General features: G+C 68.3%; 31 protein-coding genes and 1 riboswitch. Of the genes, 16 read left to right on the forward strand and 15 right to left on the reverse strand.

Going from position 1 to position 24,775, the window contains the following annotated elements; genetic code table 11:
- Positions 1-52 precede the first annotated feature (52 nt).
- Entirely contained in the window at positions 53-970 is a 918-nt protein-coding gene (locus BTO20_RS29910) for a class I SAM-dependent methyltransferase (RefSeq protein ID WP_087079514.1), read from the forward strand.
- A gap of 4 nt (positions 971-974) precedes the next feature.
- Here the strand turns inward: BTO20_RS29910 and BTO20_RS29915 are convergent, their stop codons facing one another.
- The 3 genes from BTO20_RS29915 to BTO20_RS29925 are packed head-to-tail and all read right to left on the reverse strand — an operon-like array spanning position 975 to position 2,512.
- Positions 975-1,247, reverse strand: a complete 273-nt coding sequence (locus BTO20_RS29915) for a DUF2537 domain-containing protein (RefSeq protein WP_087079515.1) — start codon at positions 1,245-1,247, stop codon at positions 975-977.
- Between the two features lie 9 nt (positions 1,248-1,256).
- Positions 1,257-2,084 (reverse strand): TrmH family RNA methyltransferase, encoded by an 828-nt coding sequence (locus BTO20_RS29920; RefSeq protein ID WP_087079516.1) that lies wholly within the window; start codon positions 2,082-2,084, stop codon positions 1,257-1,259.
- Positions 2,081-2,512, reverse strand: coding sequence for an Rv0880 family HTH-type transcriptional regulator (locus BTO20_RS29925; protein WP_083168925.1), 432 nt, complete (start codon positions 2,510-2,512; stop codon positions 2,081-2,083). The genes BTO20_RS29920 and BTO20_RS29925 overlap by 4 nt, the downstream gene beginning before the upstream one ends.
- A gap of 55 nt (positions 2,513-2,567) precedes the next feature.
- Between BTO20_RS29925 and BTO20_RS29930 the strand changes: the two genes are divergently transcribed.
- Both BTO20_RS29930 and BTO20_RS29935 read left to right on the forward strand, forming a co-directional pair.
- On the forward strand, positions 2,568-2,813 hold the full coding sequence (locus tag BTO20_RS29930) for a DUF2530 domain-containing protein (RefSeq protein WP_087079517.1): 246 nt from the start codon (positions 2,568-2,570) through the stop codon (positions 2,811-2,813).
- A 9-nt stretch (positions 2,814-2,822) separates the two neighbouring features.
- A complete protein-coding gene (locus tag BTO20_RS29935) occupies positions 2,823-3,275 on the forward strand; it encodes an SRPBCC family protein (protein ID WP_087079518.1) in 453 nt (150 codons plus the stop codon).
- Here the strand turns inward: BTO20_RS29935 and BTO20_RS29940 are convergent.
- The gene (locus BTO20_RS29940) at positions 3,272-3,973 is read right to left on the reverse strand and encodes a DUF3027 domain-containing protein (RefSeq protein ID WP_087082884.1); all 702 of its coding nucleotides are present in this window, start codon (positions 3,971-3,973) and stop codon (positions 3,272-3,274) included. The genes BTO20_RS29935 and BTO20_RS29940 overlap by 4 nt on opposite strands.
- Before the next feature lie 328 nt (positions 3,974-4,301).
- Between BTO20_RS29940 and BTO20_RS29945 the strand changes: the two genes are divergently transcribed.
- Both BTO20_RS29945 and BTO20_RS29950 read left to right on the forward strand, forming a co-directional pair.
- Entirely contained in the window at positions 4,302-5,879 is a 1,578-nt protein-coding gene (locus tag BTO20_RS29945; RefSeq protein WP_232491286.1) for an MFS transporter, read from the forward strand.
- Positions 5,876-6,382 (forward strand): DUF2771 domain-containing protein, encoded by a 507-nt coding sequence (locus BTO20_RS29950; protein WP_087079519.1) that lies wholly within the window; start codon positions 5,876-5,878, stop codon positions 6,380-6,382. Before BTO20_RS29945 ends, BTO20_RS29950 begins: the two co-directional genes overlap by 4 nt.
- Here BTO20_RS29950 and BTO20_RS29955 read toward each other — a convergent pair.
- Together BTO20_RS29955 and BTO20_RS29960 are read right to left on the reverse strand one after the other, a co-directional pair.
- Positions 6,367-7,416 (reverse strand): glutathione S-transferase family protein, encoded by a 1,050-nt coding sequence (locus BTO20_RS29955; protein ID WP_087079520.1) that lies wholly within the window; start codon positions 7,414-7,416, stop codon positions 6,367-6,369. The genes BTO20_RS29950 and BTO20_RS29955 overlap by 16 nt on opposite strands.
- Positions 7,417-7,443: 27 nt before the next feature.
- Entirely contained in the window at positions 7,444-7,854 is a 411-nt protein-coding gene (locus BTO20_RS29960) for a cold-shock protein (protein ID WP_029369734.1), read from the reverse strand.
- A gap of 162 nt (positions 7,855-8,016) precedes the next feature.
- Here BTO20_RS29960 and BTO20_RS29965 point away from each other — a divergent pair, with 162 nt between their 5' ends.
- The 4 genes from BTO20_RS29965 to BTO20_RS29980 all read left to right on the forward strand — a co-directional run bounded on the left by BTO20_RS29965 (position 8,017) and on the right by BTO20_RS29980 (position 10,914).
- Entirely contained in the window at positions 8,017-8,409 is a 393-nt protein-coding gene (locus BTO20_RS29965; protein ID WP_087079521.1) for a YccF domain-containing protein, read from the forward strand.
- Positions 8,406-9,476, forward strand: coding sequence for a GTP 3',8-cyclase MoaA (gene moaA / locus BTO20_RS29970; RefSeq protein WP_087079522.1), 1,071 nt, complete (start codon positions 8,406-8,408; stop codon positions 9,474-9,476). Before BTO20_RS29965 ends, moaA begins: the two co-directional genes overlap by 4 nt.
- 2 nt (positions 9,477-9,478) lie before the next feature.
- Positions 9,479-9,739: a MoaD/ThiS family protein gene (locus BTO20_RS29975; RefSeq protein WP_087079523.1), complete on the forward strand. Its 261-nt coding sequence runs from the start codon at positions 9,479-9,481 to the stop codon at positions 9,737-9,739.
- Positions 9,740-9,987: 248 nt separating this feature from the next.
- Positions 9,988-10,171, forward strand: a riboswitch (cyclic di-AMP (ydaO/yuaA leader).
- An 8-nt stretch (positions 10,172-10,179) separates the two neighbouring features.
- Positions 10,180-10,914, forward strand: coding sequence for a transglycosylase family protein (locus tag BTO20_RS29980; protein WP_087079524.1), 735 nt, complete (start codon positions 10,180-10,182; stop codon positions 10,912-10,914).
- Positions 10,915-10,920: 6 nt separating this feature from the next.
- On the opposite strand, the gene BTO20_RS29985 is transcribed toward BTO20_RS29980, so the two are convergent.
- The 4 genes from BTO20_RS29985 to BTO20_RS30000 form a co-directional block, all read right to left on the reverse strand.
- Positions 10,921-11,349: a molybdenum cofactor biosynthesis protein MoaE gene (locus tag BTO20_RS29985; RefSeq protein ID WP_087079525.1), complete on the reverse strand. Its 429-nt coding sequence runs from the start codon at positions 11,347-11,349 to the stop codon at positions 10,921-10,923.
- Between the two features lie 92 nt (positions 11,350-11,441).
- The gene (locus BTO20_RS29990) at positions 11,442-11,945 is read right to left on the reverse strand and encodes a MogA/MoaB family molybdenum cofactor biosynthesis protein (RefSeq protein ID WP_087079526.1); all 504 of its coding nucleotides are present in this window, start codon (positions 11,943-11,945) and stop codon (positions 11,442-11,444) included.
- On the reverse strand, positions 11,918-12,397 hold the full coding sequence (gene moaC, locus BTO20_RS29995; RefSeq protein WP_087079527.1) for a cyclic pyranopterin monophosphate synthase MoaC: 480 nt from the start codon (positions 12,395-12,397) through the stop codon (positions 11,918-11,920). The genes BTO20_RS29990 and moaC overlap by 28 nt, the downstream gene beginning before the upstream one ends.
- 2 nt (positions 12,398-12,399) lie before the next feature.
- On the reverse strand, positions 12,400-12,597 hold the full coding sequence (locus tag BTO20_RS30000) for a hypothetical protein (RefSeq protein WP_087079528.1): 198 nt from the start codon (positions 12,595-12,597) through the stop codon (positions 12,400-12,402).
- 69 nt (positions 12,598-12,666) lie between these two features.
- On the opposite strand from BTO20_RS30000, the gene BTO20_RS30005 reads away from it, so the two are divergent.
- From BTO20_RS30005 to BTO20_RS30015, 3 genes are all read left to right on the forward strand, one after another.
- Complete coding sequence (locus BTO20_RS30005) at positions 12,667-14,958, forward strand: helicase-associated domain-containing protein (protein WP_087079529.1); 2,292 nt, start codon at positions 12,667-12,669, stop codon at positions 14,956-14,958.
- Between the two features lie 248 nt (positions 14,959-15,206).
- Entirely contained in the window at positions 15,207-16,655 is a 1,449-nt protein-coding gene (locus BTO20_RS30010; RefSeq protein WP_232490895.1) for an alpha/beta hydrolase, read from the forward strand.
- Positions 16,656-16,785: 130 nt separating this feature from the next.
- Positions 16,786-18,435: a DNA repair helicase XPB gene (locus tag BTO20_RS30015; protein ID WP_087079530.1), complete on the forward strand. Its 1,650-nt coding sequence runs from the start codon at positions 16,786-16,788 to the stop codon at positions 18,433-18,435.
- Here the strand turns inward: BTO20_RS30015 and BTO20_RS30020 are convergent.
- The 3 genes from BTO20_RS30020 to BTO20_RS30030 all read right to left on the reverse strand — a co-directional run bounded on the left by BTO20_RS30020 (position 18,398) and on the right by BTO20_RS30030 (position 20,863).
- Positions 18,398-19,957, reverse strand: coding sequence for a cytochrome P450 (locus tag BTO20_RS30020; RefSeq protein ID WP_087079531.1), 1,560 nt, complete (start codon positions 19,955-19,957; stop codon positions 18,398-18,400). The two genes, BTO20_RS30015 and BTO20_RS30020, sit on opposite strands and share 38 nt — an antisense overlap.
- A gap of 88 nt (positions 19,958-20,045) precedes the next feature.
- Entirely contained in the window at positions 20,046-20,390 is a 345-nt protein-coding gene (locus tag BTO20_RS30025) for a cupin domain-containing protein (RefSeq protein WP_087079532.1), read from the reverse strand.
- A gap of 149 nt (positions 20,391-20,539) precedes the next feature.
- A complete protein-coding gene (locus BTO20_RS30030; protein WP_157680353.1) occupies positions 20,540-20,863 on the reverse strand; it encodes a hypothetical protein in 324 nt (107 codons plus the stop codon).
- 210 nt (positions 20,864-21,073) lie between these two features.
- On the opposite strand from BTO20_RS30030, the gene BTO20_RS30035 reads away from it, so the two are divergent.
- Together BTO20_RS30035 and BTO20_RS30040 are read left to right on the forward strand one after the other, a co-directional pair.
- Complete coding sequence (locus tag BTO20_RS30035; protein WP_087079534.1) at positions 21,074-21,358, forward strand: hypothetical protein; 285 nt, start codon at positions 21,074-21,076, stop codon at positions 21,356-21,358.
- Positions 21,355-21,729, forward strand: a complete 375-nt coding sequence (locus BTO20_RS30040; RefSeq protein ID WP_087079535.1) for a hypothetical protein — start codon at positions 21,355-21,357, stop codon at positions 21,727-21,729. The genes BTO20_RS30035 and BTO20_RS30040 overlap by 4 nt, the downstream gene beginning before the upstream one ends.
- A 9-nt stretch (positions 21,730-21,738) precedes the next feature.
- On the opposite strand, the gene BTO20_RS30045 is transcribed toward BTO20_RS30040, so the two are convergent.
- Both BTO20_RS30045 and BTO20_RS30050 read right to left on the reverse strand, forming a co-directional pair.
- Positions 21,739-22,539, reverse strand: coding sequence for a helix-turn-helix domain-containing protein (locus tag BTO20_RS30045; protein WP_232490896.1), 801 nt, complete (start codon positions 22,537-22,539; stop codon positions 21,739-21,741).
- Between the two features lie 4 nt (positions 22,540-22,543).
- Positions 22,544-22,837: a CDGP domain-containing protein gene (locus BTO20_RS30050; protein WP_087079537.1), complete on the reverse strand. Its 294-nt coding sequence runs from the start codon at positions 22,835-22,837 to the stop codon at positions 22,544-22,546.
- Between the two features lie 169 nt (positions 22,838-23,006).
- Between BTO20_RS30050 and BTO20_RS30055 the strand changes: the two genes are divergently transcribed.
- Complete coding sequence (locus BTO20_RS30055; protein ID WP_087079538.1) at positions 23,007-23,912, forward strand: alpha/beta hydrolase; 906 nt, start codon at positions 23,007-23,009, stop codon at positions 23,910-23,912.
- 11 nt (positions 23,913-23,923) lie between these two features.
- Positions 23,924-24,775, forward strand: a complete 852-nt coding sequence (locus tag BTO20_RS30060; RefSeq protein WP_198344110.1) for an MBL fold metallo-hydrolase — start codon at positions 23,924-23,926, stop codon at positions 24,773-24,775.

The raw sequence follows: 24,775 nt of genomic DNA on the forward strand, positions 1-24,775 counted from the left end.
TCCATTAGTTATAGTGACTAATAACTAGTCTAGCTATACATCTGGAGGGGTCATGCCGCGCACCGAGAACGACACCTGGGACCTGGCCAGCAGCGTGGGCGCCACCGCCACCGGTGTGGCGGCATCGCGAGCCCTGGCGTCACGCGTCCCCGAACCACTGATCTCCGATCCCTTCGCGCAGCCGCTGGTGGACGCCGTGGGGGTGGACTACTACATGCGGCTGGCCGAGGGCCGCCTCGACGCCGACGACGCCGACGCGCTCGATCCCCATGTGATCGCCGACGGCATGGCGATCCGCACGCGCTATTTCGACGACTTCCTGCTGGCCGCGGTCGACGCGGGTATCCGCCAGGCCGTCATTCTGGCCTCGGGCCTCGACGCCCGCGCCTACCGCCTGTCGTGGCCCGCCGGCATGACGGTGTTCGAACTCGACCAGCCTGCCGCCGTCGAGTTCAAGACCCGCACGTTGGCCGATCTGGGCGCGACGCCGACCGCCGACCTGCGCACCATCGGCATCGACCTGCGGCACGACTGGCCTGCCGCACTGCGCGCCCAGGGCTTCGACCCACATGCTCCGACCGCCTGGATCGCCGAAGGGCTGCTCGGCTACCTGCCGCCCGACGCCCAGGACCGGCTCTTCGACAACATCACGACACTCAGCGCCGCCGGCAGCCGCATCGCCACCGACTGGATCGACGAACAGTCGCAGCTCGACAACGACCGGGTGCGGGCGCTGGCCGACCATCAGCGGGAACAGGGCATGGAACTCGACGACCTGTCGGACCTGATCTTCACCGGTGAGCGCAACGCCGTCGCGCAGTACCTGACGGACAGCGGCTGGCTGCCCGAAACCACCACGGCAGAGCGGATGTTCGCCATCCACGGCGTCGAGTTCCGCCGCGACGACGCCGTGGCCGGGCTCGTCGATGCCAACTACACCGCCGCGACGCTGACCGCCGCGCCGGCCTGAAGCCTCACTGCGACAGCACGGCCGCCAGCAGGGCCACCCAACCGAGGGCGACTCCCACCCCGGCGCCGAGGACGAACCACCGCCACACGGGCCGGTGGCGCCAACCCCACACGGTCGGGGCGAGACCGCCGACCGCCACCATGTTCAGGCCGATCGCCAGCAGCGGGTGCACCCGGGTGAGGCCGAGGCCGAGGACCACGATGGCCGCCGCGAGCACCGCGGCCACGAATCCGGCGACGGTCAGCCCGGTCCCCCACGGTGTCGAATCGTCGGTCACGGATTCAATCTACGTCGGCTCCGAGAGCCTGGCCCGCTCGTAGAACGCCAGGGCCGCGGCCGTGGCGACATTGAGGGAATCGGTGCCGCGCGACATCGGGATCCGCACCCGCACGTCGCTGGTCCGCATGGTGTGCTCGGTGAGCCCGGGGCCCTCGGCGCCGACCAGGATCGCCACCCGCTCGGACTGCAGATCCGCCATCGCCTCGGGCAACGTCGCCGCGGCCGCATCCGGTGTCATGGCAAGCACACGAAACCCGTTGTCCTGCAATATTTTCAGGTCCCCCGGCCAGGACTGGGCCCGGGCAAACGGCACCAGCAGGGCGTGGCCCATCGACACCCGCACCGCGCGGCGGTACAGCGGGTCGGCACATCCCGCGCCGAACACCACCGCGTCCACCGCGAGCCCTGCCGCGTTGCGGAAGATCGAACCGAGGTTCTCGTGGTCGTTGACGCCCTCGAGCGCCACCACGGTCCGGGCATCGGAGATCACGTCGGCCACCGACAGTTCCGGTGGCCGCGACGCCGAGGCCAGCACGCCGCGGTTGAGGTGGAAGCCGATGGCAGTGGCCATCACCTCCGCGCTGGCCCGGTAGAACGGCACCGGCACACCGACGAGGTCGTCGGCCAGTTCCCCGAGCCGCCGGTCGGTGCCCAGCAGCGCCCGCGGCACGAACCGCGAGGCCAGCATGCGCTGCACCACCAGCACTCCCTCGGCAATCACCAGACCCTTGCCGCTGGGCAGATCCGGACGGCGATCCACACTGTTGAGATCGCGGAAATCGTCGATACGCGGGTCAGCGGGATCCTCGATGTCGATGACCTGAAGTTCGCTCACGCGCCGTCGTCGACCATCGCCGAAATGAGATCGGCCGCCGCAACCAGCGTTTCGCGTTCGTCGGGGTCGAGCCGAGCCAACCGATCCTTGAGCCAGTCCTGGGTGGCCCGTCGTTCGGCCTCGATCAGGCTGACGCCGGCGGGCAGGGCCGAGACCATGACCTGGCGTCCGTCGACCGGATGGGCGGTGCGCTCCACCAGGCCCTGCTCGGCCAGCGCCGCGATCACCCTGGTCATCGACGGCGGGCGGACCTGCTCACGTACAGCTAATTCTCCCGGCGTCATGGAACCCTCTTTGGCCAATGTCGACAGGGCGGAGAGCTGGGTCAGCGACACCGCCGAGTCAGAGCGCCGGACCCGCAGCTGCCGGGTGAACCGCATGACGGCCAGGGCCAGGTCACTCGCCAGCCGAGCATTCGGGTCTTTCACACGGCAAATAGTACTGAGTGCCTGGATCGCCGGTGTTCGAGTACGTTGGTCAGCGATGACCGACGAGCCGCAACCGCCGCCGTTGCCCGCCTCGCTCCTCGAGCCGTGGCCGGTGATCGTGGTGATCGCGGCAGGATGGCTGATCGCGACCGTCCTGGCCTTCACCGTGCCGGGTCTGCACAGTTGGCGGCCACTGTCGCTGGCAGGGCTGGCCATCGGCCTACTCGGCACGTCGATCTTCCTGTGGCAACGTCACGCCGTGCGCCGCGGAGCGCGCGGTGCCCAACGCGGATTGACCTGAGGAGAACCTATGGCTGCCCCACTCTTACAGGCCCAGATCGACATCGATGCACCGATCGACACCGTGTGGGCGCTGATCTCGGATCTGAGCCGGATGCCGGAATGGAGCCCGCAATGCCGGGTGATGAAGCTGCGCGGGCCGCTGCGGCCGGGTGCCCGCACCGTCAACCTCAACAAGCGCAAGTTCACCTACTGGCCCACGACCAGCACCATCACCGAGGTCATCCCGCAGCAGAAGCTGGCTTTCAAAGTCGACCTCAACAACACCATCTGGTCCTATGAGCTGCAGCCCACCGAATGGGGCACCCGGGTCACCGAGACCCGTCACGCCGAGAACGGCGCGACGGCGATCTCCAACGCGCTGGTCAACGCGTTCATGGGCGGGGTCCCGAGCTTCGAGGACGAACTCGTCGACGGCATGAACGCGTCACTGGCCCGCATCAAGGCGGCCGCCGAGCGCTAATCGGCGAGGTCGAGGACCCCGTCGTCGAAGGGCTCGTACAGCGGCGAACCCGTCCCCGGCGGTTGCGGGGTGTCCGAGTGGGCTCCGCAGCCGTAGTTGGCCTCGACGACATGGCCATCGGCGGAGAGTTCGTTGGCACATACACCGAACATCAGGCCGAGTGCGCCGCCGAGCGGTAGGTAGAAGGCACAGTCGCGACACGCCTTGCGGGTCGAACGGGCCATCGCGGAACCCGGGCCGTAGTCGCCGTCGTGCCAGCGCTGCGCGGCCTCGGCGCGCCCGAGGGGGCTGAGCACCTGGCGGCGGCCGAGTCCCAGCTCCACCGCGGTGTCGTCGATCAGGGCGTCGCCCGTCGCCATGAAACCCGGGGTCAGCCGGGGATCCTCGGGCGGCGGAGCCAGCAGGTCACCGGGCCCCAGATCGCCAGGCCGGACCCGCTCCTGCCACGGCACCCACTGCGGCGCCAGCAGCGCCGTGGGCCCCGGCACGAGGACCAGTTCGCTGATGGTGGCGTGGTCGGCGCCCGGGTAGGCCGCCATCACGACCGCCCACTGCCAACCGCGGTAGCCGGTCAGGTTCGCCAGGAAGCGATGAGTCGCCGAACTGGGGTCCTCGAACGTGGCACCGAGGTACTCCCCGACCGTCTCGGGACCGCTGAAGTCGGCCAACGCCGCGCGCGCCTGTTCCACGGCACCCATCAGCAACGCCTCAAGGCCCGGCGCCGGCACAGCATCCGTCGCCGTCTCGGCCTCGGGGGCCTGCTCAGCCTCGGGGGCCTGCTCGGATTCCACGGCCTGCTCAGGGGTTTCGGCCTGCTCAGCAACCTCGGCCGGCTCGGAAACCCGATCGGCGGCCTGCTCGACAGGTTCGGTCACGCTTTCCATCGCCATCCATAGTGCCTGACCGGTTCGGTCGAAAGCCACACCGGTCGCCGGTGCGCCCTGCGGGGCGCGGATAGGCGAGAATCGAGGGGTGACCTACTACCCGCCGCGGCCGCCGGCCGATCGTGGCGCGGAGCATCCCGGCATGGCCAATTACCCCAGCGACGAGACGCCCCGACGTCCCCGTCGGCCGTCGGGCCCGAGCTCCAACCGCTGGTTGCCGCCGCTGGACGACGAACAGGCCGCCGGCCATCACTCGGATCCGCAGCCGCGGGGCGGCTCCGCCGCCGGTGAGAAGGTGACGGTGACCCGTGCCGCGGCCGCACGCAGCCGCGAGATGGGTTCGCGCATGTACGGGTTCGTGCACCGCGCGGCCACCGCCGACGGCGCCGACAAATCCGGGCTGACCGCGCTGACGTGGCCGGTGGTGGCGAACTTCGCCGTCGACGCGGCCATGGCCGTCGCCCTGGCCAACACGTTGTTCTTCGCCGCCGCCAGCGGTGAATCCAAGAGCAAGGTGGCGCTGTACCTGCTGATCACCATTGCCCCGTTCGCCGTGATCGCGCCGCTGATCGGACCCGCGCTCGACCGGTTGCAGCACGGCCGCCGGGTGGCGCTGGCCGCGTCGTTCGCACTGCGCACGGTGCTCATCGTGGTCCTGATCGCGAACTACGACGGTGATTCGGGCAGTTACCCGTCGTGGGTGCTCTACCCGTGCGCGCTGGGCATGATGGTGCTCTCCAAATCGTTCTCGGTGCTGCGCAGCGCCGTCACGCCCCGCGTGCTGCCCCCGAGCATCGACCTCGTCCGGGTCAACTCCCGGCTGACCACCTTCGGCCTGCTCGGCGGAACCGTGGTGGGCGGCGGTATCGCCGCGGGCGCCGAATATCTGCTCAACGTCGTGCATCTGCCCGGTGCGCTGTATGTCGTCGCCGCCGTCTCGGCGGCCGGTGCGGTGCTGGCCATGCGGATCCCGAAGTGGGTCGAGGTCACCGAGGGCGAGGTGCCGACGACGCTGAGCTATCACGGCGGCCCGGGTGATCTGCGGCGTCCCGGCAAGGCCAAGGCCGCGCGCCAACCCATGGGCCGCAACACCATCACCGCGCTGTGGGGCAACTGCACCATCAAGGTGATGGTCGGGTTCCTGTTCCTGTACCCGGCCTTCGTGGCCAAATCGCACGACGCCACCGGCTGGCAACAGCTGCTGATGCTCGGCCTGATCGGGGCGGCCGCGGGCATCGGCAACTTCGGCGGCAACATCGCCGCTGCCCGGCTCAAACTGGGCCACCCCGCCCAACTGGTCGTGCGCGCCTCCGTCGCCGTCACCGCGGTCGCGCTGGCGACCGCGCTGACCGGCAACCTTTTCGTCGCGGCGGGCGCCACGCTGGTGACCTCGGCTGCCAGCGCGATCGCCAAGGCATCGCTGGACGCGTCGCTGCAGGACGATCTGCCGGAAGAATCGCGTGCCTCGGCCTTCGGCCGCTCCGAATCGGTTCTGCAGCTGGCCTGGGTGGCCGGTGGCGCGACGGGCGTGCTGATCTACACCGACCTCACGGTCGGGTTCACTACCATCACCGCCGTGCTGATACTCGGCCTCGCGCAGACCATCGTGAGCTACCGCGGCGAGTCACTGATCCCCGGCCTCGGCGGCAACCGCCCGGTGCTGGCGCAACAGGAAGGCGGAGGGCCCGCGATGGCGAGCACGACGGACATGCCGCGATGAGGCGTTTCTTGGCCATTCTCGCGGTGATCGTCGTGGTGGCGGCCGCGGGCACGGCCGTGGCGGTGACGCAGCTGAGCCACGGACACGACAAGTTGCCGAAGATCAGCGCATACAGCAACGGGCATCTGACGCGCGTCGGGCCGTTCCGTTACTGCCCGGTGCTCAACCTCAACGACTGCACGCAGTCAGGCAGCCAGGGCGAGTTGCGCGTCAACAAGGAACACCCCGTGCAGCTGTCGGTGCCCGCGGAGATCGCCCGCGCGCCCTGGCGCCTGCTCCGCGTTTACGAAAACCCGATCGACACGACGTTGTCGCTCTACCGCCCGAATACCACTCTGGCCGTGACCATTCCGACGGTCGACCCGCAGCGCGGGCGGCTCACCGGCATCGCCGTGCAGCTGCTCACGTTGGTGCAGGATCAGAACGGCGACGTGTTCGACCTGCCGCACGCCGAATGGTCGGTGCGCACCGTCTGGCCGGACAAGGCTCAGCCGGCGCCGTGACCGGGGGGTACCCGCTCGGACTCGCGCGTCGGCCCGGGCGGGGTGCCATCGCCGAACGGCCTGCCGCCCAATGACTCCCGGCCGTGCGGGGTGAGCCAGTTGGCCAGTTCCGGCCCTTTCGGGACGATCCGCGTCGGATTGATGTCGGCGTGGACGATGTAGTAATGCTGCTTGATCTGCACGAAATCGATGGTGTCGCCGAACCCCGGGGTCTGGAACAGGTCACGGGCATAAGCCCACAGCACGGGCATCTCGGCGAGCTTGGACCGGTTGCACTTGAAGTGGCCGTGGTACACGGGGTCGAACCGCGCCAGCGTGGTGAACAGTCGCACGTCGGCTTCGGTGATGGTGTCGCCCACCAGATATCGCTGGGTCGCCAGCCGTTCGGAGAGCCAGTCGAGTGCGGTGAACAACCGGTCGTAGGCAGCGTCGTACGCCTCCTGTGAGCCGGCGAAACCGCACCGGTACACGCCGTTGTTGACCTCGGTGTAGATGCGTCTGGCGACCGTGTCGATCTCGTCGCGCAACGGCTCGGGGTACAGCTGCGGAGCACCGTCACGGTGGAACTCGGTCCACTCGGTGGAGAAGTCCAGCGTCATCTGGGCGAAGTCGTTGGTCACCACCGCACCCGTCGGCACGTCGACGACGGCCGGCACCGTAATGCCCTTGGGATAGTTGGGATCACGCGCGAAATAGGCGTCCTGCAACCGCGGGATCCTCAGCACCGGGTCGAGGCCGTCGGGATCGAGGTCGAAGGTCCAGCTGCGCGCGTCATGCGTCGGGCCGCAGAAGCCGATGGACAGTGCGTCCTCCAGCCCCAGCAGCCTGCGCACGATGATCGCCCGGTTGGCCCACGGACAGGCCCGCGCCACCACCAACCGGTAACGGCCGGCCTCGACGGGATAATGACCGCCCGCCGCACCCCCCTCTGCTCCTCGCGTGCGCGACGTGATCCGGGTGGTGATGTAGCTGGTGTCGCGGTTGAATTCGCCTCCGGACGAGGACTTGTCGGCGACGTATGAGCCCTGGGTCATACACCCAGTCTGCCCCGCCGCGCGGCGTCAGGCGTCGAGTTCCCGGGCGACGGCCTTGACCACCTCGGACACCCGCCGGGCGACCTTGCGATCGGGATAACGGCCCTTGCGCAGCTCCGGCTGCACCGTGTCCTCCAGCAGCGTGATCATGTCCGAAACCATGCCGTGCAGCTCATCGGGGGTGTGCTTGTGCTCGGGACGCTCGGCTTCGCGGCGAGCCTTGCTCAGGCTCGGCGGCGGGTCAATCAGCTTGAGACTCAGTGCCTGAGGACCACGACGACCTGCGGCGACCCCGAACTCGACGCGCTGGCCGGCTTTGAGCGCCTCGATGCCCGAAGGCAACGCGGAAGACCGGACGTAGACGTCCTCGCCTTCCTCCTGGGACAAAAACCCGAAGCCCTTTTCGGCGTCGTACCACTTAACCCTGCCGGTCGGCACTGGACTCACCTGCTCGTCGTTGGTAGCACTACTGGAGACACACAAAGTTCGCGTCCCGGTTTGCGCCGGAACGCGATGTGCAGATCCTACTCTGAGGCGATTCGCTCGTTCATCCCCATTACTCGGTAGGCTTGGGCCACCGCTGGAGGAGATGCGCCCTATATGCGACTGATACTCAATGTCATCTGGTTGATCTTCGGCGGCCTCTACCTGGCGCTGGGATACCTGCTGGCAGCGTTGATCTGCTTCATCTTGATCATCACCATCCCCTTCGGGTTCGCCTCGCTGCGCATCGCGTCCTATGCGCTGTGGCCGTTCGGCCGCACCATCGTCGACAAACCGGGCACCCGGCCGGGCGCGCTGATCGGCAACATCATCTGGATTCTGTTGTGCGGCATCTGGCTGGCCATCGGCCACCTGGTCAGCGCGGTCGCGATGGCGATCACCATCGTCGGCATCCCGCTGGCGCTGGCCAACCTCAAGCTGATCCCGGTGTCGCTGATGCCGCTCGGTAAGGAGATCGTGCCGGTGGACTCGGTAAGGACACCGGCATGACCGTCACCGCGCTCGGATTGCCCACCGTGAACCGTGGCGGGCCCACGGAGCCGGCCCCGGCGAGCGGACCGCTGATCGACACCTACGGGCGGGTCGCCACCGATCTGCGCGTCTCGCTCACCGACCGGTGCAACCTGCGCTGCACGTACTGCATGCCCGCCGAAGGCCTGGACTGGCTGCCGGGCCAGGCCCTGCTCAGCGCGGACGAGCTGGCCCGTCTGCTGCGTATCGCGGTGACGAGCCTCGGCGTCACCAGCGTGCGCTTCACCGGCGGCGAACCGCTGGTGACCCGGCATCTGGAAGACGTAGTGGCCGCGGCCGCCGCGTTGACACCCCGCCCGGAGATCACCCTGACCACCAACGGCATCGGGCTGCAACGCCGCGCCGCCGGCCTGCGTCGAGCCGGGCTGGACCGCATCAACGTCTCGCTCGACAGCGTGGACGCGGCGCATTTCGCCCGGATCACCCGCCGGGACCGGCTCGCCGACGTGCTCGCGGGCCTGGCGGCCGCCAAGGCCGTCGGACTGGACCCGGTGAAGGTGAACGCCGTGCTCGACCCGGTGTCCGGGCTCGACGACGCGGTCGACCTGCTGCGGTACTGCCTCGAGCATGGCTACCAACTGCGCATCATCGAGCAGATGCCGCTCGATGCCGGGCACAGCTGGAAGCGTGACGCGGTGATCGACGCCGACCGGATCCTGCAGACCCTGCGACAGCAGTTCGACCTGCAGCCCGATCCCCGACCGCGCGGCTCGGCACCGGCCGAACTGTGGCAGGTCGGGCCCGGCCCGACGCATCCTGGCGGGACGGTCGGTGTCATCGCCTCGGTGTCGCACGCCTTCTGCTCGGCCTGCGACCGCACCCGACTGACCGCCGACGGCCAGATCCGCAGCTGCCTGTTCTCCACCGAAGAGACCGATCTGCGGGGGCTGCTGCGCGGCGGCGCGGACGACGCTGCGATCGAGGCGGCGTGGCGGGGCGCCATGTGGGCCAAGCCCGCCGGCCACGGCATCAACGATCCGAGCTTCGTGCAACCGCAGCGCCCGATGAGCGCGATCGGGGGTTGACGATGACAGCGACGGTCGAGGTGACGGTCCGGTATTTCGCCGCTGCGGCGGCCGCCGCGGGCGTCGAGACCGAAACGTTAGGTCTCAAATCGGGAACGACCATCGAGGAACTCGTCGGACGGCTCGGTGAGGGCAACCCGGAGCTCGCGCGAGTGCTGAAACGGTGCTCCTACCTGTGCGATGGCATTGCGGTGCGCGACAGATCGAGCGCTGTGACAACGCCGCAGACCCTCGATGTGTTACCCCCGTTCGCCGGTGGTTAACGTGATTTACCTCACATAACGAAATGGTCACGAGCTGGCTACGAGCGGGTTTATCGCTGCCGCGACCTGCGGAAACGCTTCAGCAACCTGCGCCTTTAATGCTCTTTTAAGTTTTGCCGGGCGGGAAAACGCCCGACCCGACAAAAGATGACGAGACCGCGGCGAGCCGTTACCTTCATTCCCAAGTCAACTGACTCCGTATCGGATGACCTGCCACCCCGATTGCGCCGAGCTCCATCCATCGGGCGAGTGGTTACACGACGAACACAACTTGGATGGAGGCGGGGGACCCACCGGTCCACCGAGCTACAAGGACCAGGAGCCGCTTGCGGCCCCTTGGGGTGAAGCCGTCGCCGTTTCGACGTCGCCGGCCGGGCAACCTCTCCAGCCCGAACCCGACAGCTGACCTCGTGGGCGCATACGAGAGGACCTTCACGCTCATGAGTGGACGGCATCGCAAGCCCACTACGTCTTCATCAGCCAAGAACGTCGCCAAGATCGCGGTAACCGGCGTTGCGCTCGCCGGCGGCAGCCTCGCACTGGCAAGCCAGGCGTCGGCCGCAACCGACGGCGAATGGGACACCGTGGCTCGTTGTGAGTCAGGCGGCAACTGGGCCATCAACACCGGCAACGGCTACCAGGGCGGGCTGCAGTTCTCGCCGAGCACCTGGTCGGCGCACGGTGGCGGCCAGTACGCCCCGGCCGCGAACATGGCCACCAAGGATCAGCAGATCGCCGTCGCCGAGCGCGTTCTGGCGAGCCAGGGCAAGGGTGCCTGGCCGGTGTGCGGCCACGGCCTGTCGGGCTCGACCCCGCGCAACGTGGTCAATCAGCCGCAGCCGCTGGACAACCCGGCCGTCAACGCTCCCGACGCCCCGGCCCCCGACGCTCCCGCTCCGGCCGTCGAGCCCGCCGCGTTCGATCCCGCCGCGGCCCCGGCCCCGACGCTCCCCGCCGGCTCCGCAGGACCTGCCCCGGCTCCCGAGGCCCCGGCCCCGGCTGATGTGCCGCCGCCCGCCGCGCCGGTCACCGATGCCGCGCTGCAGGCTCCGGCCCCCGAAGCTCCCCCGGCCGAAGCGCCCGCTCCCGTGGACGCTCAGCCTGTCTCCTACTCGGAGCAGATCCAGCAGGCCATCGAGAAGCAGGGCCTGCACGGCAACGTCATCATCGGCTGAGCTCGCTCAGGCCGAGTTGACCCACTCGTCGGTGCCGTCGGCGAAGTGCTGGTGCTTCCACACCGGTAGACGCTCTTTGACGGTGTCCACGAGGCGGGCACAGGTTTCGAACGCCGCCCTGCGATGGTCCGCTGCCACAGCGGCCACCAGGGCGGCGTCGCCTATTTTGAGGGCTCCGATGCGGTGACTGACCGCGATGGCCCGGACTCCTTCACTCTCCGCGGCGATTTCGGCGGCAACGGCCTGCAACGTCTGTAGGGCAGTCGGATGGGCGGAGTACTCGAGCCGCGTCACCGACCGGCCACCGTCATGGTCGCGAACCACACCGGAGAATCCCACGACGGCGCCTGCGGCCTCGTGAGCCACCAGCGCCTCGTGTTCGGTCAGCTCGATGGGGTCCTCGGTGAGTGCGACCCGAGCGACGACAGCGCTCATCGGTATTGCCTCCTCTTCGCGCGAGCGCTCATCGCTGTTGTCTCCTCTTCGCGCAAGCGCTCATCGCTGTTGTCTCCTCTTCGCGCAAGCGCTCATCGGCCATGGTCGCGGCCGCTCAACTGATCCAACGCATGCTCCAACACATGATCGAGCACGCCCAGGCCGTCCTTCACCCCGCCAGGAGAGCCCGGCAGGTTCACGATCAGGGTGCGTCCGGAGACGCCGCACACGCCCCGCGACAGCACGGAGGTGGGGACTTTGTGCCCGCCCGAGCGCCGGATCGCATCGGCCAGACCGACCACCTGATAGTCCAGCACCGCCATGGTGGCTTCGGGCGTGCGGTCGGTCGGCGAGATGCCGGTGCCGCCGGATGTGATGATCAGATCGATGTGTTCGGCCAGAGCTGAGCGCAGCGCTGCGCCGACCGCGGCGCCGTCGGCGACGACCATCTGCTCGGTCACGTCATAGCCGCGGTCCGCGAGCCAGCCGACGATCATGGGGCCGGTGCGGTCGTCATATACCCCGGCTGCCGCGCGCGTCGAGGCGATCACCACGCGGGCCGAACGGGTTACGCCGGTGGAGTGTCTGGAGTCCATAGACCCGTTTTACCGCCCTCTTTGCGCAGTACCCGGATCTGGTCGAGGCGAGCCGCCGGATCGACGGCCTTGATCATGTCGTAGAGCGTCAAGCCTGCGACGCTGACGGCGGTCAGTGCCTCCATCTCCACACCCGTGCGGTCAGTGCTGCGCACGGTCGCGGTGATGTCCACGCGGTCGGTGCCGATACCGAAATCGACGTCGACGCCGGTGAGTGCCAATTGATGACACAGCGGGATCAGGTCGGAAGTGCGCTTGGCCGCCAGGATGCCGGCGACGCGGGCGGTGGCGAGCGCATCACCTTTGGGCAGCCCGCCCGAGGCGATCAGCGTGACCACCTCGGCGGTCGTCAGCAGGCAGCCCGCTGCCACGGCGGTGCGCTTGGTGACGTCCTTGGCGGTGACGTCGACCATGTGCGCCGCCCCGGTTTCGTCGAGGTGCGACAGGCCCACCGTTACCGGTTGACGACGGTGACCGACTGAATGAACGGCAGGGTGTCTGCCGGTACGGGGAAGGTCACGTCCCCGAACGGAGACAGGGCGCCGGTGCGGTCGGTCGCCAGTTCGCTGACGGCGTGATCGTCGCCGTCGCTCAGTACCGGCCAGCCGTTGTCGACGTACTGATTCTTCTTGTTGTCAGCCACGCCCCACATTGTGGCAGGCCAGACATCCGGAGGCGAGACCGGCATGTCACCACTGCGCTGCTTTACGCTGGTCAGGATATGACCGCGAAGACTCCTTCGGAGGACAGGAGCGCCGCACCCCGGCCGAGCGCCGGGATCCCGCTGGGCGCCTGGCTGGCCGAGCTCCCCGACGAGGGACTCCTGCGGATTCTGCAGCTGCGGGGGGACCTGACCCAGCCGCCTCCTGCCAGCCTGGCAGCGCTGGCTGCTCGGGCCCTGTCGCGGCAGTCGGTCAAGGCAGCCACTGACAGCCTGGACTTCCTGCACCTGACGGTGCTCGACGCGTTGCTGGTGTTGCACGCCGACTCCGGAGCGGTCGCGGTCAGCGAGGTGATCGAGCTGCTGGGTGACCGCGGCGATCCCGACGCGATCCGTGCCGCGGTGGACGATCTGCGCGAGCGGGCCCTCGTGTGGGGCGCCGACGAGGTGCGGGTGGCGCCCGAGACGACCGGGTCGCTGCCGTGGTATCCGGGCCAGGCCGCGTTGGAGTCGTCGGACCGCACCGCCGACGAAATCGCCGACCAGCTGGCGGATCTCGACGACCCCCAGAAGGAACTTCTGGCCCGCCTGGTGGAGGGTTCGCCGGTGGGTCGCACCCGCGACGCCGCACCCGACACCCCGCCGGACCGGCCGGTGCCACGGCTTTTGGATGCCGGGCTGCTGCGCCGGATCGACGACGAGACCGTGATCCTGCCGCGGTTGGTGGCCCAGTCGCTACGGGGCGAGGTTCCCGGCCCCACGGAGTTGGCGGTGCCCGCTCTGCAGTCCACGACCACCACGACCGCCGACGTGGACGCCGTCGCCGCCGGTGCCGCCATCGACGTGCTGCGCGAGATCGAATTGGTGGTCGAAACCCTCAGCGCCACACCGGTTCCCGAGCTGCGCAACGGTGGCCTCGGCGTGCGCGACGTGAAACGGCTGGCCAAGACCACCGGCATCGACGAACCGAGGCTGGGACTGATCCTGGAGCTGGCGGCGACGGCCGGCCTGATCGCGGTCGGCATGCCCGATCCCGACCCGGGCGACGGCACGGGGCCGTACTGGGCGCCGACGGTGACCGCCGACCGTTTCGTGGAATCGCCGACGGCGGCGCGCTGGCAGCTGATCGCGTCGACCTGGCTGGACCTGCAGGCCCGCCCCGCATTGATCGGCTCCCGCGGACCCGACGGCAAACCCTTTGCAGCACTGTCCGATTCGCTGTTCTCCACCGCGGCACCGCTGGATCGCCGGCTCCTGCTCACCGTGCTCGCCGAGCTGCCACCGGGCACCGGTGTCGACGCGGCCGAGGCGTCACGGGCCATGATCTGGCACCGGCCCCGCTGGGCGGCGCGCCTGCAGCCGGCCACGGTCGGCAACCTGCTCGACGAGGCGCACGCGGTGGGCCTGGCCGGGCGCGGCGCGATCAGCACGCCCGGACGCGGGCTGCTGGCCGACGACCCGGCCGACGACGTGCTGGCGACGATGGCGAAGGTGCTGCCCAAGCCGCTCGACCACTTCCTGTTGCAGGCCGATCTCACGGTGATCGTGCCGGGGCCGCTGGAACGTGACCTGGCCGAGAAGTTGGCGACGGTGGCCACCGTGGAATCGGCGGGCGCGGCCATGGTGTACCGCATCACCGAGGCCTCGGTGCGGCACGCACTGGATGCGGGGCGCACTGCCGGCGAACTGCACAACCTGTTCGAGAAGCACTCCAAAACCCCTGTACCGCAAGGCTTGACGTATCTGATCGACGACGTCGCCCGCAGGCACGGGCAGCTGCGGGTCGGGATGGCGTCGTCGTTCGTGCGGTGTGAGGACGCCGCGCTGCTGGCGCAGGCGGTGGCATCGTCGGCCACCGAGCGCCTCGAGCTGCGCCTGCTGGCCCCCACCGTCGCGGTGTCACAGGCCCCGATCTCCGACGTGCTCGCCGGCCTGCGCGACGCCGGATTCGCCCCGGCCGCCGAGGACTCGTCGGGCACCATCGTCGACATCCAAGCTCTCGGTTACCGCGTCGCCGCCCCCACCCGGCGCCGGGTGCATCGACCCGCGACACCTCCGACCACGCAGACCCTTTCGGCCATCATCGCGGTGCTGCGCAAGGTGTCCAGCGGACCGTTCGCCAACGTCCGACTGGATCCCGCAGTGGCCATCACCCAACTGCAGGATGCCGCGATCGCCCAGACCTCGGTGCTCATCGGGTATGTGGACCCGGCGGGCGTCGCGACCCAGCGCGTGGTGGCCCCGATCAACATCCGCGGAGGCCAGCTGACCGCTTACGATCCCGCCGCGGGACGCGTGCGCGAGTTCGCGATCCACCGGGTCACGTCCGTGGTGTCGGCCAACGACGACTGATCGGCGGTCAGCGGCTGGCGTGTCGCGACTGGCGGCGTGTCGCGGCTTCGGAGCACACACCGACCTCGAAATATGCCATCACCCGCGGTATCAGAAAAATTGATACCACTGGTGGTGGCGCATTTCGAGCAGCATGTGCCACACACTTTCCGGTACCACTGTGACAGTTGGGGCCAGAGCTGCTCGGTCAGCGCGACTAACCGGGCGAACAGCTCCGGCACAGCTCATCCACAGAACCGTTCACGACCATGTCTCTCGTGACGACCCTGTTGAGCGAGGCTGCCGTGGCTCCGGCAAGGCGCGGCGTGTCGCTGCTGCATGGCTGGCTGCCGCCGACGGTGTGGGCCGTGGCCGCCGTGGTGCTGGTGCTGGCGATCGGTTGGCGGAACCGGCGGTGGCGGTTGGTCTGGCTGCCGGTGGCGATCGTGATCGGCCTGATTCTCGCGGGGTGGACCCACTGGTACATCGATGCGCAGGGGCTGGCGGGCGATCCCGCGCCGGACTCGCTGTGGGTGTGGGTCGGCCTGACCGGTCTGGCGGCAGCGGTCGCGGTGCTGGGATGGCGGGGCAGCCGCTGGTGGCGCCGCGGCGTGTCCGTGGTGGCGGTGCCGTTGTGCCTGCTGAGCGCGGGCCTGGCCCTCAACTTGTGGGTCGGCTATTTTCCGACGGTCCCGGCCGCCTGGAACGAGCTGACGGCCGGGCCGCTGCCCGACGAGACCGACCTGGCCACGGTCCAGGGCATGCGCGGCAAGGGCGCACCCACGCACGGGGCCCTCGTTCCGGTGGACATCCCGCAGGACGCGTCGGGGTTCAAGCACCGCACCGAGCTCATCTACCTGCCGCCGGCCTGGTTCGCCGCCGGTGCGCCGAAGCTGCCGGTGGTGATGATGATCGCCGGCGAGTTCAACACCCCGTCCGACTGGCCCCGCACGGGCAACGCCATCGCCACGATCGACAGCTTCGCCGCCGCGCACGGCGGCAATGCGCCGGTGTTCGTGTTCGTCGACGTCGGTGGGTCGTTCAACAACGACACCGAATGCGTCAACGGTCCGCGCGGCAACGTGGCCGATCACCTCACCAAGGACGTCCCGCCCTATGTCGCCGACACCTTCGACGTCCAGCAGGCCAACTGGGGCGTCGTCGGCTGGTCGATGGGCGGCACCTGCGCGGTCGACCTGACGGTGATGCACCCCGAACTCTTCGGCTCGTTCGTCGACATCGCCGGGGATATGGGGCCCAACGCCGGCACCAAGGATCAGACCGTCGCGAGGATCTACGGCGGCGACGCCTCGCAGTGGCCGGTCTACGACCCCACCACCGTGATCAACAAGCACGGCCCGTACCAGGGCGTTTCGGGTTGGTTCGCGATCTCTTCGGATGCCCCGCAGCAGCGCAAGGGCGGGTACGGCAATCCGAACGCGGTCGGCCTCGGCGGGCAGGACGCGGCGGGCAACCCGGGTGATCAGACCGACGCCGCCAACTCACTGTGCGGGCTCGGCCGGGCTCACGGCATCACCTGCGCCGTCGTCGCCAGCCCGGGCAAGCACGACTGGCCGTTCGCGATGGACGTGTTCAAAGCCTCGCTGCCCTGGCTGGCCGGCCAGGTCGGCACCCCGGGCGTGGCCAAGGTGCCGCTGCCCGGTGACGGGCAGGGGCGCGCACCGGCGGGTGTCCCGCTGCAGGCCGCCACCCACTGACCCACCTCGATCTCTCCGCTCGCCGAGCGTGCGGGTCTGTTGCCCGACACGCCGCATTTCAGCAGCAGTTCCCGCACGCTCGCGCCCCGCAGTAGGCGCCACTGTCGCCGCGCTCTGGATAATGGGACAAATGACCGACGGCCCGCTGATCGTGCAGTCCGACAAGACGGTGCTGCTGGAGATCGACCATGCACAGGCCGGTGCGGCGCGCGCGGCCATCGCTCCGTTCGCCGAGCTGGAGCGCGCGCCCGAACACGTACACACCTACCGCATCACGCCGCTGGCGTTGTGGAACGCCCGCGCGGCCGGCCACGACGCCGAGCAGGTGGTCGACGCGCTGGTCTCGTTCTCCCGCTACGCGGTGCCCCAGCCGCTGCTGGTCGACATCGTCGACACCATGGCCCGCTATGGCCGGCTGCAGTTGGTCAAGCATCCGGCGCACGGGTTGACCCTGGTCAGCTTCGACCGCGCCGTGCTCGAGGAAGTGCTGCGCAACAAGAAGATCGCGCCGATGCTGGGGGCGCGCATCGACGACGACACCGTGATCGTGCACGCCAGCGAGCGCGGCCGGGTCAAGCAGATGCTGCTCAAGATCGGCTGGCCCGCCGAGGACCTGGCCGGCTACGTCGACGGCGAGGCCCACCCGATCGAACTGGCGCAGGACGGCTGGCAGCTGCGGGACTACCAGGAGATGGCCGCCGACTCGTTCTGGGCGGGCGGTTCCGGTGTCGTGGTGCTGCCGTGCGGCGCGGGTAAGACGCTCGTCGGGGCGGCGGCGATGGCGAAGGCCGGTGCGACGACGCTCATCCTGGTCACCAACACCGTGGCGGGCCGGCAGTGGAAGCGCGAACTGGTCGCCCGCACCTCGCTGACAGAAGACGAGATCGGCGAGTACTCCGGGGAGAAGAAGGAGATCCGGCCGGTCACCATCGCGACCTACCAGGTGATCACCCGCCGCACCAAGGGTGAGTACAAGCATCTGGAGCTGTTCGACAGCCGCGACTGGGGGCTGATCATCTACGACGAGGTGCACCTGCTGCCCGCACCGGTGTTCCGGATGACCGCCGATCTGCAGTCCCGGCGCCGGCTCGGGCTGACCGCGACCCTGATTCGTGAGGACGGCCGCGAGGGTGACGTGTTCTCGCTGATCGGGCCGAAGCGCTACGACGCCCCGTGGAAGGACATCGAGGCCCAGGGCTGGATCGCCCCTGCCGAGTGCATCGAGGTCCGGGTGACCATGACGGACAACGAGCGGATGATCTACGCGACGTCCGAGCCGGACGAGCGCTACAAGCTGTGCTCGACGGTGCACAGCAAGATCGCGGTGGTCCGCTCGATCCTGGAACGCCACCCGAACGAACAGACGCTGGTGATCGGCGCCTACCTGGATCAGCTGGAGGAACTCGGGCAGGAGCTCGACGCCCCGGTGATCCAGGGCTCGACGAAGAACTCCGAACGCGAGGCGCTGTTCGACGCGTTCCGCCGCGGCGACATCTCGACGCTGGTCGTCAGCAAGGTGGCGAACTTCTCCATCGATCTGCCCGAAGCGTCTGTGGCCGTTCAGGTTTCGGGCACCTTCGGGTCCCGGCAGGAGGAGGCGCAGCGGCTGGGCCGGCTGCTGCGGCCGAAGGCCGACGGCGGGGGCGCGGTGTTCTACTCGGTGGTCTCGCGTGATTCGCTGGACGCCGAGTACGCCGCGCACCGGCAGCGGTTCCTCGCCGAGCAGGGTTACGGCTACATCATCAAGGACGCCGACGATCTGCTGGGCCCGGCGATTTGACCCGGCACCGCACCGTCATCAGCATCTTGCCGTCCGGACCGCCGGTGAACGTCAGCTCACGCCGCAGGCGCTGACCGGGCACCAGGTCGAGTTCGTAGCGCTGGGCCAGGCGGGCGATGATCAGCGTGGCTTCCTGATTGGCGAAACCCGATGCGATGCACATCCTTTTGCCCGCACCGAACGGGATGTGGGCGCGCCGCTGCGGCCCGTCGAGATTCTCTTTGAGGAACCGGGACGGGTCGAAGTCGTAGGCGTTCTCCCAGACCCGCCGGTTGTGGTGCACGCTGTGCATCAGGACGGCAATGCTGGTGCCCGCCTTGATCGGATAGTCACCCAGCACGTCGTCGGCCTTGGCGGTGCGGGCCACACCCATGATCGGTGGGAACACCCGCATGGCCTCGGCCACCACCGCCTGGGTCCAGGGCAGGTCGTCGATGTCGGCAGCGGTGGGTTCGCGCCCGCCGAGTACGTCGTCGAGCTCCTGGCCGAGCCGCCGACGGGCCTGCGGGTGTTGGGAGAGCAGGAACCACGTCCACGCCAGGGCTGCGGCCGTCGTCTCGAACCCGGCGCCCAGGAAGGTCAGCACCTCGTCGCGGATCTCGAGATCGCGGTAGCGGTAACCGGTTTCGGGATCTTCAGCGGACATCAAGAGGGCCAGCAGGTTGTCGGTGCCCGTGATCTTGCCGCTGCGGTGGTCGGCGATCATCTCATCGATGAATCGTTCGATGCGGCCCAGTCCACGTCGTGCCCGTGGAGCGACCACCCAAGCACCGCGTCGCAGTTCGTTGATGGCCATGCGGGGCGCACGCGCAGCCAGCCACCGCGGGCCGCGCTTGGACAACTGATCGGCGCGCCACCGCAGCGGCCGGGCCACGCCGAGCAGGAATCCGTAGCCGAAAAGGGTTAACAGACGCGCGAAATCGGTACGCATCTGTTCGGCGAGGCGACCGTCGAGGTCGATGCCGAACATGGTGCGGGCGATGATGTCCAGCGTCACGTAGTTCATCTCGGCGGCGATGTCGATGGGATCGGTGTACCGCTCCCATCGGTCGGCTGCCGCGCTCGCCGCGGCCACCATCTGCGGCGCGAACGAATCCACATGACGTTTGGCGAAGATCGGCTGAACCAGCCGCCGATTACGTTGCCACAGTTCGTCGTTGAGGTCGGTCACCAGGCCGCGGCCGAACGCGACCGCCAGCAGGTCGTACTCGGCGTTCTTGGTGTAGTTGTCCTGGTTGGTGACGAGGATGTGGCGTGCGATGTCGGGATTGCGCACCACGACGAACTTCGCCAGCGGGGTGCGGGCGACGACGATGTCGTCCTGTCCGGGAAGCTCTGTCGCGTATTCGTAGATGGTGTGCCGGTAGCCGGCTCGGATTGCCTTGAGCGCCAACCACCATGACTTGAGGTATCCGATGTCGGTGTGCTGCCAGCGAATCGGGGTCGGCGCCCACCGCGGTGGATGCAGCGTGTCATGGACGGGACAGGTACCGACGGCGTCCTTCGTGGCGGGCTGGGACATCTGACCACCTCCCGGTCGGAGTCCGAGCACCCCAAGTTCGGACTCCCGGTATACAGTACCGACGGTACCGGGTTTTGGCCAGACGGCGCTACGCGTGCGGCCCGACCGCCTTGACCACCGTCAACAGCACGACGGAATCCTCGAGCGCACGCAGACTGTGCCTACTGCGCGGAATCACGATGTGGTCGCCGGGCGACCCTTCCCAGCTGGCCTCCGAGTTCCCCAACGACACCCTGCCCTCGATCACCTGCAGGGTGGCCTCGCCCGGGCTCTCGTGCTCGTCGAGAGCGCTGCCCGCGGTGAGAGCGATGAGGGTCTGCCGCAGCGTGTGTTCGTGCCCGCCGTAAACGGTATGCGCGCTGCGGCCGCTGCTGGCCGACCGGGCTGTGGTCAGCTGCTGACGGGCAAGGGCAGTGAGCGAGATCTTCTCCATAACCGGATCGTGCCACTCGGGTTCGACGGATTCCGGCGGTCGGTCGGGAACAATGGAAGAAACGTCGAAATCGTGACCGATCGCGGCACCCCGCCGATGGCCCGGCAAACCGTGCGGGACGCCATGACCGGGTACGCCGCGGATTCCGATCAGGCCGAGCGGATCTCGTTCCCGGAAAACCTGCCCCGCAACGCGGTCAGCATCCGCTCGACCTCCGCCACGCGGGCATGCACGCGAAGGACGGCTTCGGGTAGCCGGGTGGGCGTCGCCGTATGTCGCTCCGACCGATCGCGCCAGGCACGTTCGGCGAGTACTGCGAGCGCACGAAGCTCCGCGATCTCAGCCTGCATCATCTCTTCGAACAGGCGCGATTGCGCCACATCGGCCGGATGCGGGGGCCGCGACCACGTATCGACGTGTGGCGCCCGGGACGGTACCGCATTCGCTTTGGGCTCGCGTCGCTGTGACAGCACGGACGTATCGTGACGCAAGTTGCTTCCCTCAGCGACTCCACAGGTTCATCGGGCATTCATATTTCCGCCACCTTTCGGCCGCAGCGACCCCGCTCAGCTAACGAGCGAGGGCCAGATTCTTGGGATCGGTAGCCGGCGGGTACGGAGTGTGCTTGCTGTCATCGCGGCGCCGACGAGACGGCGCCGCACGACAGACAAGGAACACCGCTCATGAAGATCTTGCCCGCCGGCATCGAGCAACAGATCAACCGCGTCGATCGTCAGCGCAGCCTGCTCATCGGGATCAGCTGCGGCCTGCTGGCGTTCTGGTCCGTCTACCGGGTGATCTGGGCGCTCTACCTCGCGTTCACCTACGACTTCATCTTCGGATCACTGGTTTTCCCGATCGTGCTGTGGGGTGTGATCGCGGCCGCTGCCGGCATCGCGGCCACCGCATTTTTGACCCACTACGCCAAGGGCAGCGCATCCGACACCGATCACGTGGATCACCGATGACCGACCGACTGCTGCGGACCGTTGCCGGCACAGTGCTGTCGGGCGCGGTCGCAGTCGTCGGCTTGGGCCTGGCGCCGGGGATCGCCCACGCCAACGGCGGTCCCTACACGTGGTGCCCGGGTCAATCGATGGACGATCCGAGCGGGCCGAACAGATATGGCACTCAATATGTTTGGGACATGAACGGGTGCCATACCTGGTACCGCGTGTCGTACGGATACGGCAACGTTCCCCGCGACATCAACGGGCAGCAGACCCTACAGGGCTCGAGCGCGTGGGACGGAGAAGACCCCCCGGTGCCGGAGCCGGTGAACTGCGGCTTGTTCTGGTGCCCGATTCCGCCCCATCCGGATCCGAACTTCCACGGATGAGGCGAGCGGCTACAACGCGCGGAGCGCCTCCAGTGCTGCGGCGGAGTCGCTACCTGGTTCGGCGCGGAAGATGATCAGATGCTGACCGCCCGAGTGCGGCACGTGCAACCGGTTGCGCTGTAGGCGCATCTCGCCGACCCGCGGATGGCGCACATGGGTGACGCCGGGTCGATAGCCGACATCGGCGCGCGCCCACAGTTCCCGGAATCGCTCACTGGCCGAGGATAATTCGTCGATCATCCGACGCAGCCGGGGATCGTCCGGGGTACTGCCTGCGACTTCCCGCAGCCCGCTCACGGCGATGTCTGTCGCGTCGTCCCAGTCGACGAAGAACTCCCGGGCCGCCGGATCCAGCAGCCGCCACCGGAGGAAGTTCTCACCGGGACGGAAGGCCGGGGCCAGTGCCTGCGCGACGGCATTGGCCGCCAGCACGTCCTGATACCTGTTGGCGACGATGGCCGGCATCGGAAACTGCTCGATCAGCTCATCGAGGCCGTCGGCCACCTCCTCCAGATCACCCTGTTCCCAACGGGTTCCGGTCTGCCCCGCCAATTGATGCAGATACTCGGTGCCCTTGATGTCCAGCTGCAGCGCCCGCGCCAAGGCATCGAGTACCTGAGCCGACGGATTCTTGTCCCGTCCCTGCTCCAGCCGCAGGTAGTAGTCGGAGCTGATCCCGGCCAACAATGCGAGCTCTTCGCGGCGCAGCCCTGCGACCCGTCGTCGCGAGCCTGCGACCAGGCCGACATCGTCCGGGCGGACCTGCTCACGCCGCGCACGCAGATAGTCGCCGAGCGCGTTGCCCTTCACCACATCAGTCGTCGATATGTGTCGGCGGGTCGGTGAACGTGAAATCAAAAGGATAGTCGTGGCCGGGGCCCATCAGATCGCAGCGCTTGACGGGCACCAGGTGCGAACTGAGGCCACTGGGCACATAGTTGTACACCGCCGTGCAACGCTGCCAGGTGCCGTCGGGCTGGACCGGTCCGTCGCACTTACTGATGACCGGCCCGCCATACAGGCACCCGGCGCTGGCCGGCGGTGCCGCGACAATCAGACCTCCTGCCGCCAACATCACGGCCAGTCCACCGACGGTGCAGAGCTTCATAGGGTTCTCCCATCACCCCCCAATGACGCTACCGCAGCGGGCCCACGTCGCGAACCGCGTCGGCGAAAGCCTGGAGAACAGATGACGTATTGAGCCAGACCCTGTCCCTGCCAATACCAGGATCAGCGCGGCGTTCCCACGCCACTTCGGGAGATCCGAAGGTGGAGGCATGACCGAACGACACGACATCGAGTTTCCCGCCGAGGGGTCGGTGACACTGCGCGGCTGGTTGTTCCGGCCGCAGGGACCGGGCCCACATCCCGCGATCACCATGGCACACGGCTTCGCCGGGGTGAAAGAGCATGGCCTGGAGCGGTTCGCCCGGTTTTTCGCCGAAGCCGGGTTCGTGGTGCTGGTGCACGATCACCGGGGGTTCGGCACCAGCGACGGCACGCCGCGGTTCGACATCGACCCGTGGGTGCAGATCGCCGACTGGCGCCGCGCGATCTCGTTCCTGGAGAGCCGCCCGGACGTCGACCCCGAGCGGATCGGCCTGTGGGGTAGCAGCTACGCCGGTGGGCACGCCATCGTGCTGGGTGCCACCGATCGCCGCCTGCGGGCCGTGGTCGCCCAGGTGCCCACCATCAGCGGTTATCAGCAGAGCCTGCGGCGCGTGGCACCCGATCAGGTGGCGGCCCTGCAGGCACAGTTCATCGCCGACGACCGGGCCCAGTTCCGGGGCGAGCCCCCGACCGTGCAGGCGGTGGTGAGCAGCGACCCGAAGGTTCCGGCGGCCTACCGCGCCCCTGACGCCATCGCCTTCTACACCCAACCAACTGCAGACAACGTGTGGCACAACGTCATGACGGTCCGCTCGTCCTGGGCGGCCCGTATGTACGAACCCGGTACCTGGATCGACCGGGTCTCGCCTACCCCGCTGCTGATGGTCGTCGGCCTGCAGGACACGGTCACAGTCACCGATCTCGCGCTGGGGGCCTACGAACGCGCCTTGGAGCCCAAGAAGCTGGTGACCGTCCCGGGCGGACATTTCGACCCGTACCTGGACCGGTTCGACCAGGCCGCAGGCGCGGCCCGCGACTGGTTCATCGAGCACCTCGCCCAATCCGAATTGTGAAGGGAAACATCATGTCCCAGCTGCGCTACGAAGTGATGGTCCACGACGGCTTGACCCGCCATCGCCAACAGCGACTGCCCGATGGCAGCCCAATCGTGTCCTCACCCGTATCGTCCACACTCATCCTCGGCGAGCACGAGGCCGTACTGGTCGACCCTCCGTTCACCCGCGACCAGGTGTTCCGCACCGGCGACTGGATCGAGGACTCGGGCCGCACACTCAAATACGTCTACGCGACGCATGGTCACGGGGATCACTGGTTCGGCACCGACCTGCTGCTGCAACGATTCCCCGCGGCGGTGGCTTACGCCACCGAAGGCACCATCGCGAAGATGCACGAGCAGGCTGCCGACGGCCGCGCTCAGATGTGGGACGTCGACTTCCCCGGCCAAATCCCGCCGAGCCCCGTTGTGTACCAACCCATCCCTGCCACCGGCCTGGAGTTGGAGGGCGAGCACCTCGTCGCCGTCGAGGTCGGCCACACCGACACCGATGACACCACCGTGCTGCACGTGCCCTCGATCGGGCTGGTGGTGGCCGGCGACGTCGCCTACAACGGCGTACATCAGTACCTGCTGGAAAGCGACCACGGCGGGATCAAGGCGTGGCTGCAGGCGCTCACCAAGGTCACGGCACTGCAGCCGCGCGCAGTGGTCGCCGGACACAAGAACAAGGATCTACCCGACGATCCGGCGATCCTCGCCGAGACCCGCGACTATCTGCTCGACGCGCAGCGGCTCATCGCCGGAAGCCCCAGTCCCCAAGAGTTTTTCGACTACATGACACGGCTCTATCCGCACCGGCTCAACGTCGGACCGGTCTGGTACAGCGCAGTGGCGCTGCTTTCTGGAAAGGAATCCTGA

Origin of the sequence: Mycobacterium dioxanotrophicus (assembly GCF_002157835.1) — a bacterium.
Classification (GTDB): Bacteria; Actinomycetota; Actinomycetes; order Mycobacteriales; family Mycobacteriaceae; genus Mycobacterium; species Mycobacterium dioxanotrophicus.

What these genes read in the sequence shown, in the direction of transcription:
- BTO20_RS30040 (WP_087079535.1), top strand. Translation starts at nt 21,355, where the DNA reads ATGACCGACCGACTGCTGCGGACCGTTGCCGGCACAGTGCTGTCGGGC.
- BTO20_RS29940 (WP_087082884.1), bottom strand. Translation starts at nt 3,973, where the DNA reads ATGGGTGCCGTGGAACAGGCGCGCGCGGCGTTGGCCGACTTCAGCGGT.
- BTO20_RS29955 (WP_087079520.1), bottom strand. Translation starts at nt 7,416, where the DNA reads ATGACCCAGGGCTCATACGTCGCCGACAAGTCCTCGTCCGGAGGCGAA.
- BTO20_RS30015 (WP_087079530.1), top strand. Translation starts at nt 16,786, where the DNA reads ATGACCGACGGCCCGCTGATCGTGCAGTCCGACAAGACGGTGCTGCTG.
- BTO20_RS29950 (WP_087079519.1), top strand. Translation starts at nt 5,876, where the DNA reads ATGAGGCGTTTCTTGGCCATTCTCGCGGTGATCGTCGTGGTGGCGGCC.
- BTO20_RS29935 (WP_087079518.1), top strand. Translation starts at nt 2,823, where the DNA reads ATGGCTGCCCCACTCTTACAGGCCCAGATCGACATCGATGCACCGATC.
- BTO20_RS30050 (WP_087079537.1), bottom strand. Translation starts at nt 22,837, where the DNA reads ATGAAGCTCTGCACCGTCGGTGGACTGGCCGTGATGTTGGCGGCAGGA.
- BTO20_RS29990 (WP_087079526.1), bottom strand. Translation starts at nt 11,945, where the DNA reads ATGGACTCCAGACACTCCACCGGCGTAACCCGTTCGGCCCGCGTGGTG.
- BTO20_RS30010 (WP_232490895.1), top strand. Translation starts at nt 15,207, where the DNA reads ATGTCTCTCGTGACGACCCTGTTGAGCGAGGCTGCCGTGGCTCCGGCA.
- moaA (WP_087079522.1), top strand. Translation starts at nt 8,406, where the DNA reads ATGACCGTCACCGCGCTCGGATTGCCCACCGTGAACCGTGGCGGGCCC.
- BTO20_RS30060 (WP_198344110.1), top strand. Translation starts at nt 23,924, where the DNA reads ATGTCCCAGCTGCGCTACGAAGTGATGGTCCACGACGGCTTGACCCGC.
- BTO20_RS29930 (WP_087079517.1), top strand. Translation starts at nt 2,568, where the DNA reads ATGACCGACGAGCCGCAACCGCCGCCGTTGCCCGCCTCGCTCCTCGAG.
- BTO20_RS29980 (WP_087079524.1), top strand. Translation starts at nt 10,180, where the DNA reads ATGAGTGGACGGCATCGCAAGCCCACTACGTCTTCATCAGCCAAGAAC.
- BTO20_RS30020 (WP_087079531.1), bottom strand. Translation starts at nt 19,957, where the DNA reads ATGTCCCAGCCCGCCACGAAGGACGCCGTCGGTACCTGTCCCGTCCAT.
- BTO20_RS30055 (WP_087079538.1), top strand. Translation starts at nt 23,007, where the DNA reads ATGACCGAACGACACGACATCGAGTTTCCCGCCGAGGGGTCGGTGACA.
- BTO20_RS29945 (WP_232491286.1), top strand. Translation starts at nt 4,302, where the DNA reads ATGGCCAATTACCCCAGCGACGAGACGCCCCGACGTCCCCGTCGGCCG.
- BTO20_RS30000 (WP_087079528.1), bottom strand. Translation starts at nt 12,597, where the DNA reads ATGTGGGGCGTGGCTGACAACAAGAAGAATCAGTACGTCGACAACGGC.
- BTO20_RS29965 (WP_087079521.1), top strand. Translation starts at nt 8,017, where the DNA reads ATGCGACTGATACTCAATGTCATCTGGTTGATCTTCGGCGGCCTCTAC.
- BTO20_RS29910 (WP_087079514.1), top strand. Translation starts at nt 53, where the DNA reads ATGCCGCGCACCGAGAACGACACCTGGGACCTGGCCAGCAGCGTGGGC.
- BTO20_RS29975 (WP_087079523.1), top strand. Translation starts at nt 9,479, where the DNA reads ATGACAGCGACGGTCGAGGTGACGGTCCGGTATTTCGCCGCTGCGGCG.
- BTO20_RS30035 (WP_087079534.1), top strand. Translation starts at nt 21,074, where the DNA reads ATGAAGATCTTGCCCGCCGGCATCGAGCAACAGATCAACCGCGTCGAT.
- BTO20_RS30025 (WP_087079532.1), bottom strand. Translation starts at nt 20,390, where the DNA reads ATGGAGAAGATCTCGCTCACTGCCCTTGCCCGTCAGCAGCTGACCACA.
- BTO20_RS29985 (WP_087079525.1), bottom strand. Translation starts at nt 11,349, where the DNA reads ATGAGCGCTGTCGTCGCTCGGGTCGCACTCACCGAGGACCCCATCGAG.
- BTO20_RS30005 (WP_087079529.1), top strand. Translation starts at nt 12,667, where the DNA reads ATGACCGCGAAGACTCCTTCGGAGGACAGGAGCGCCGCACCCCGGCCG.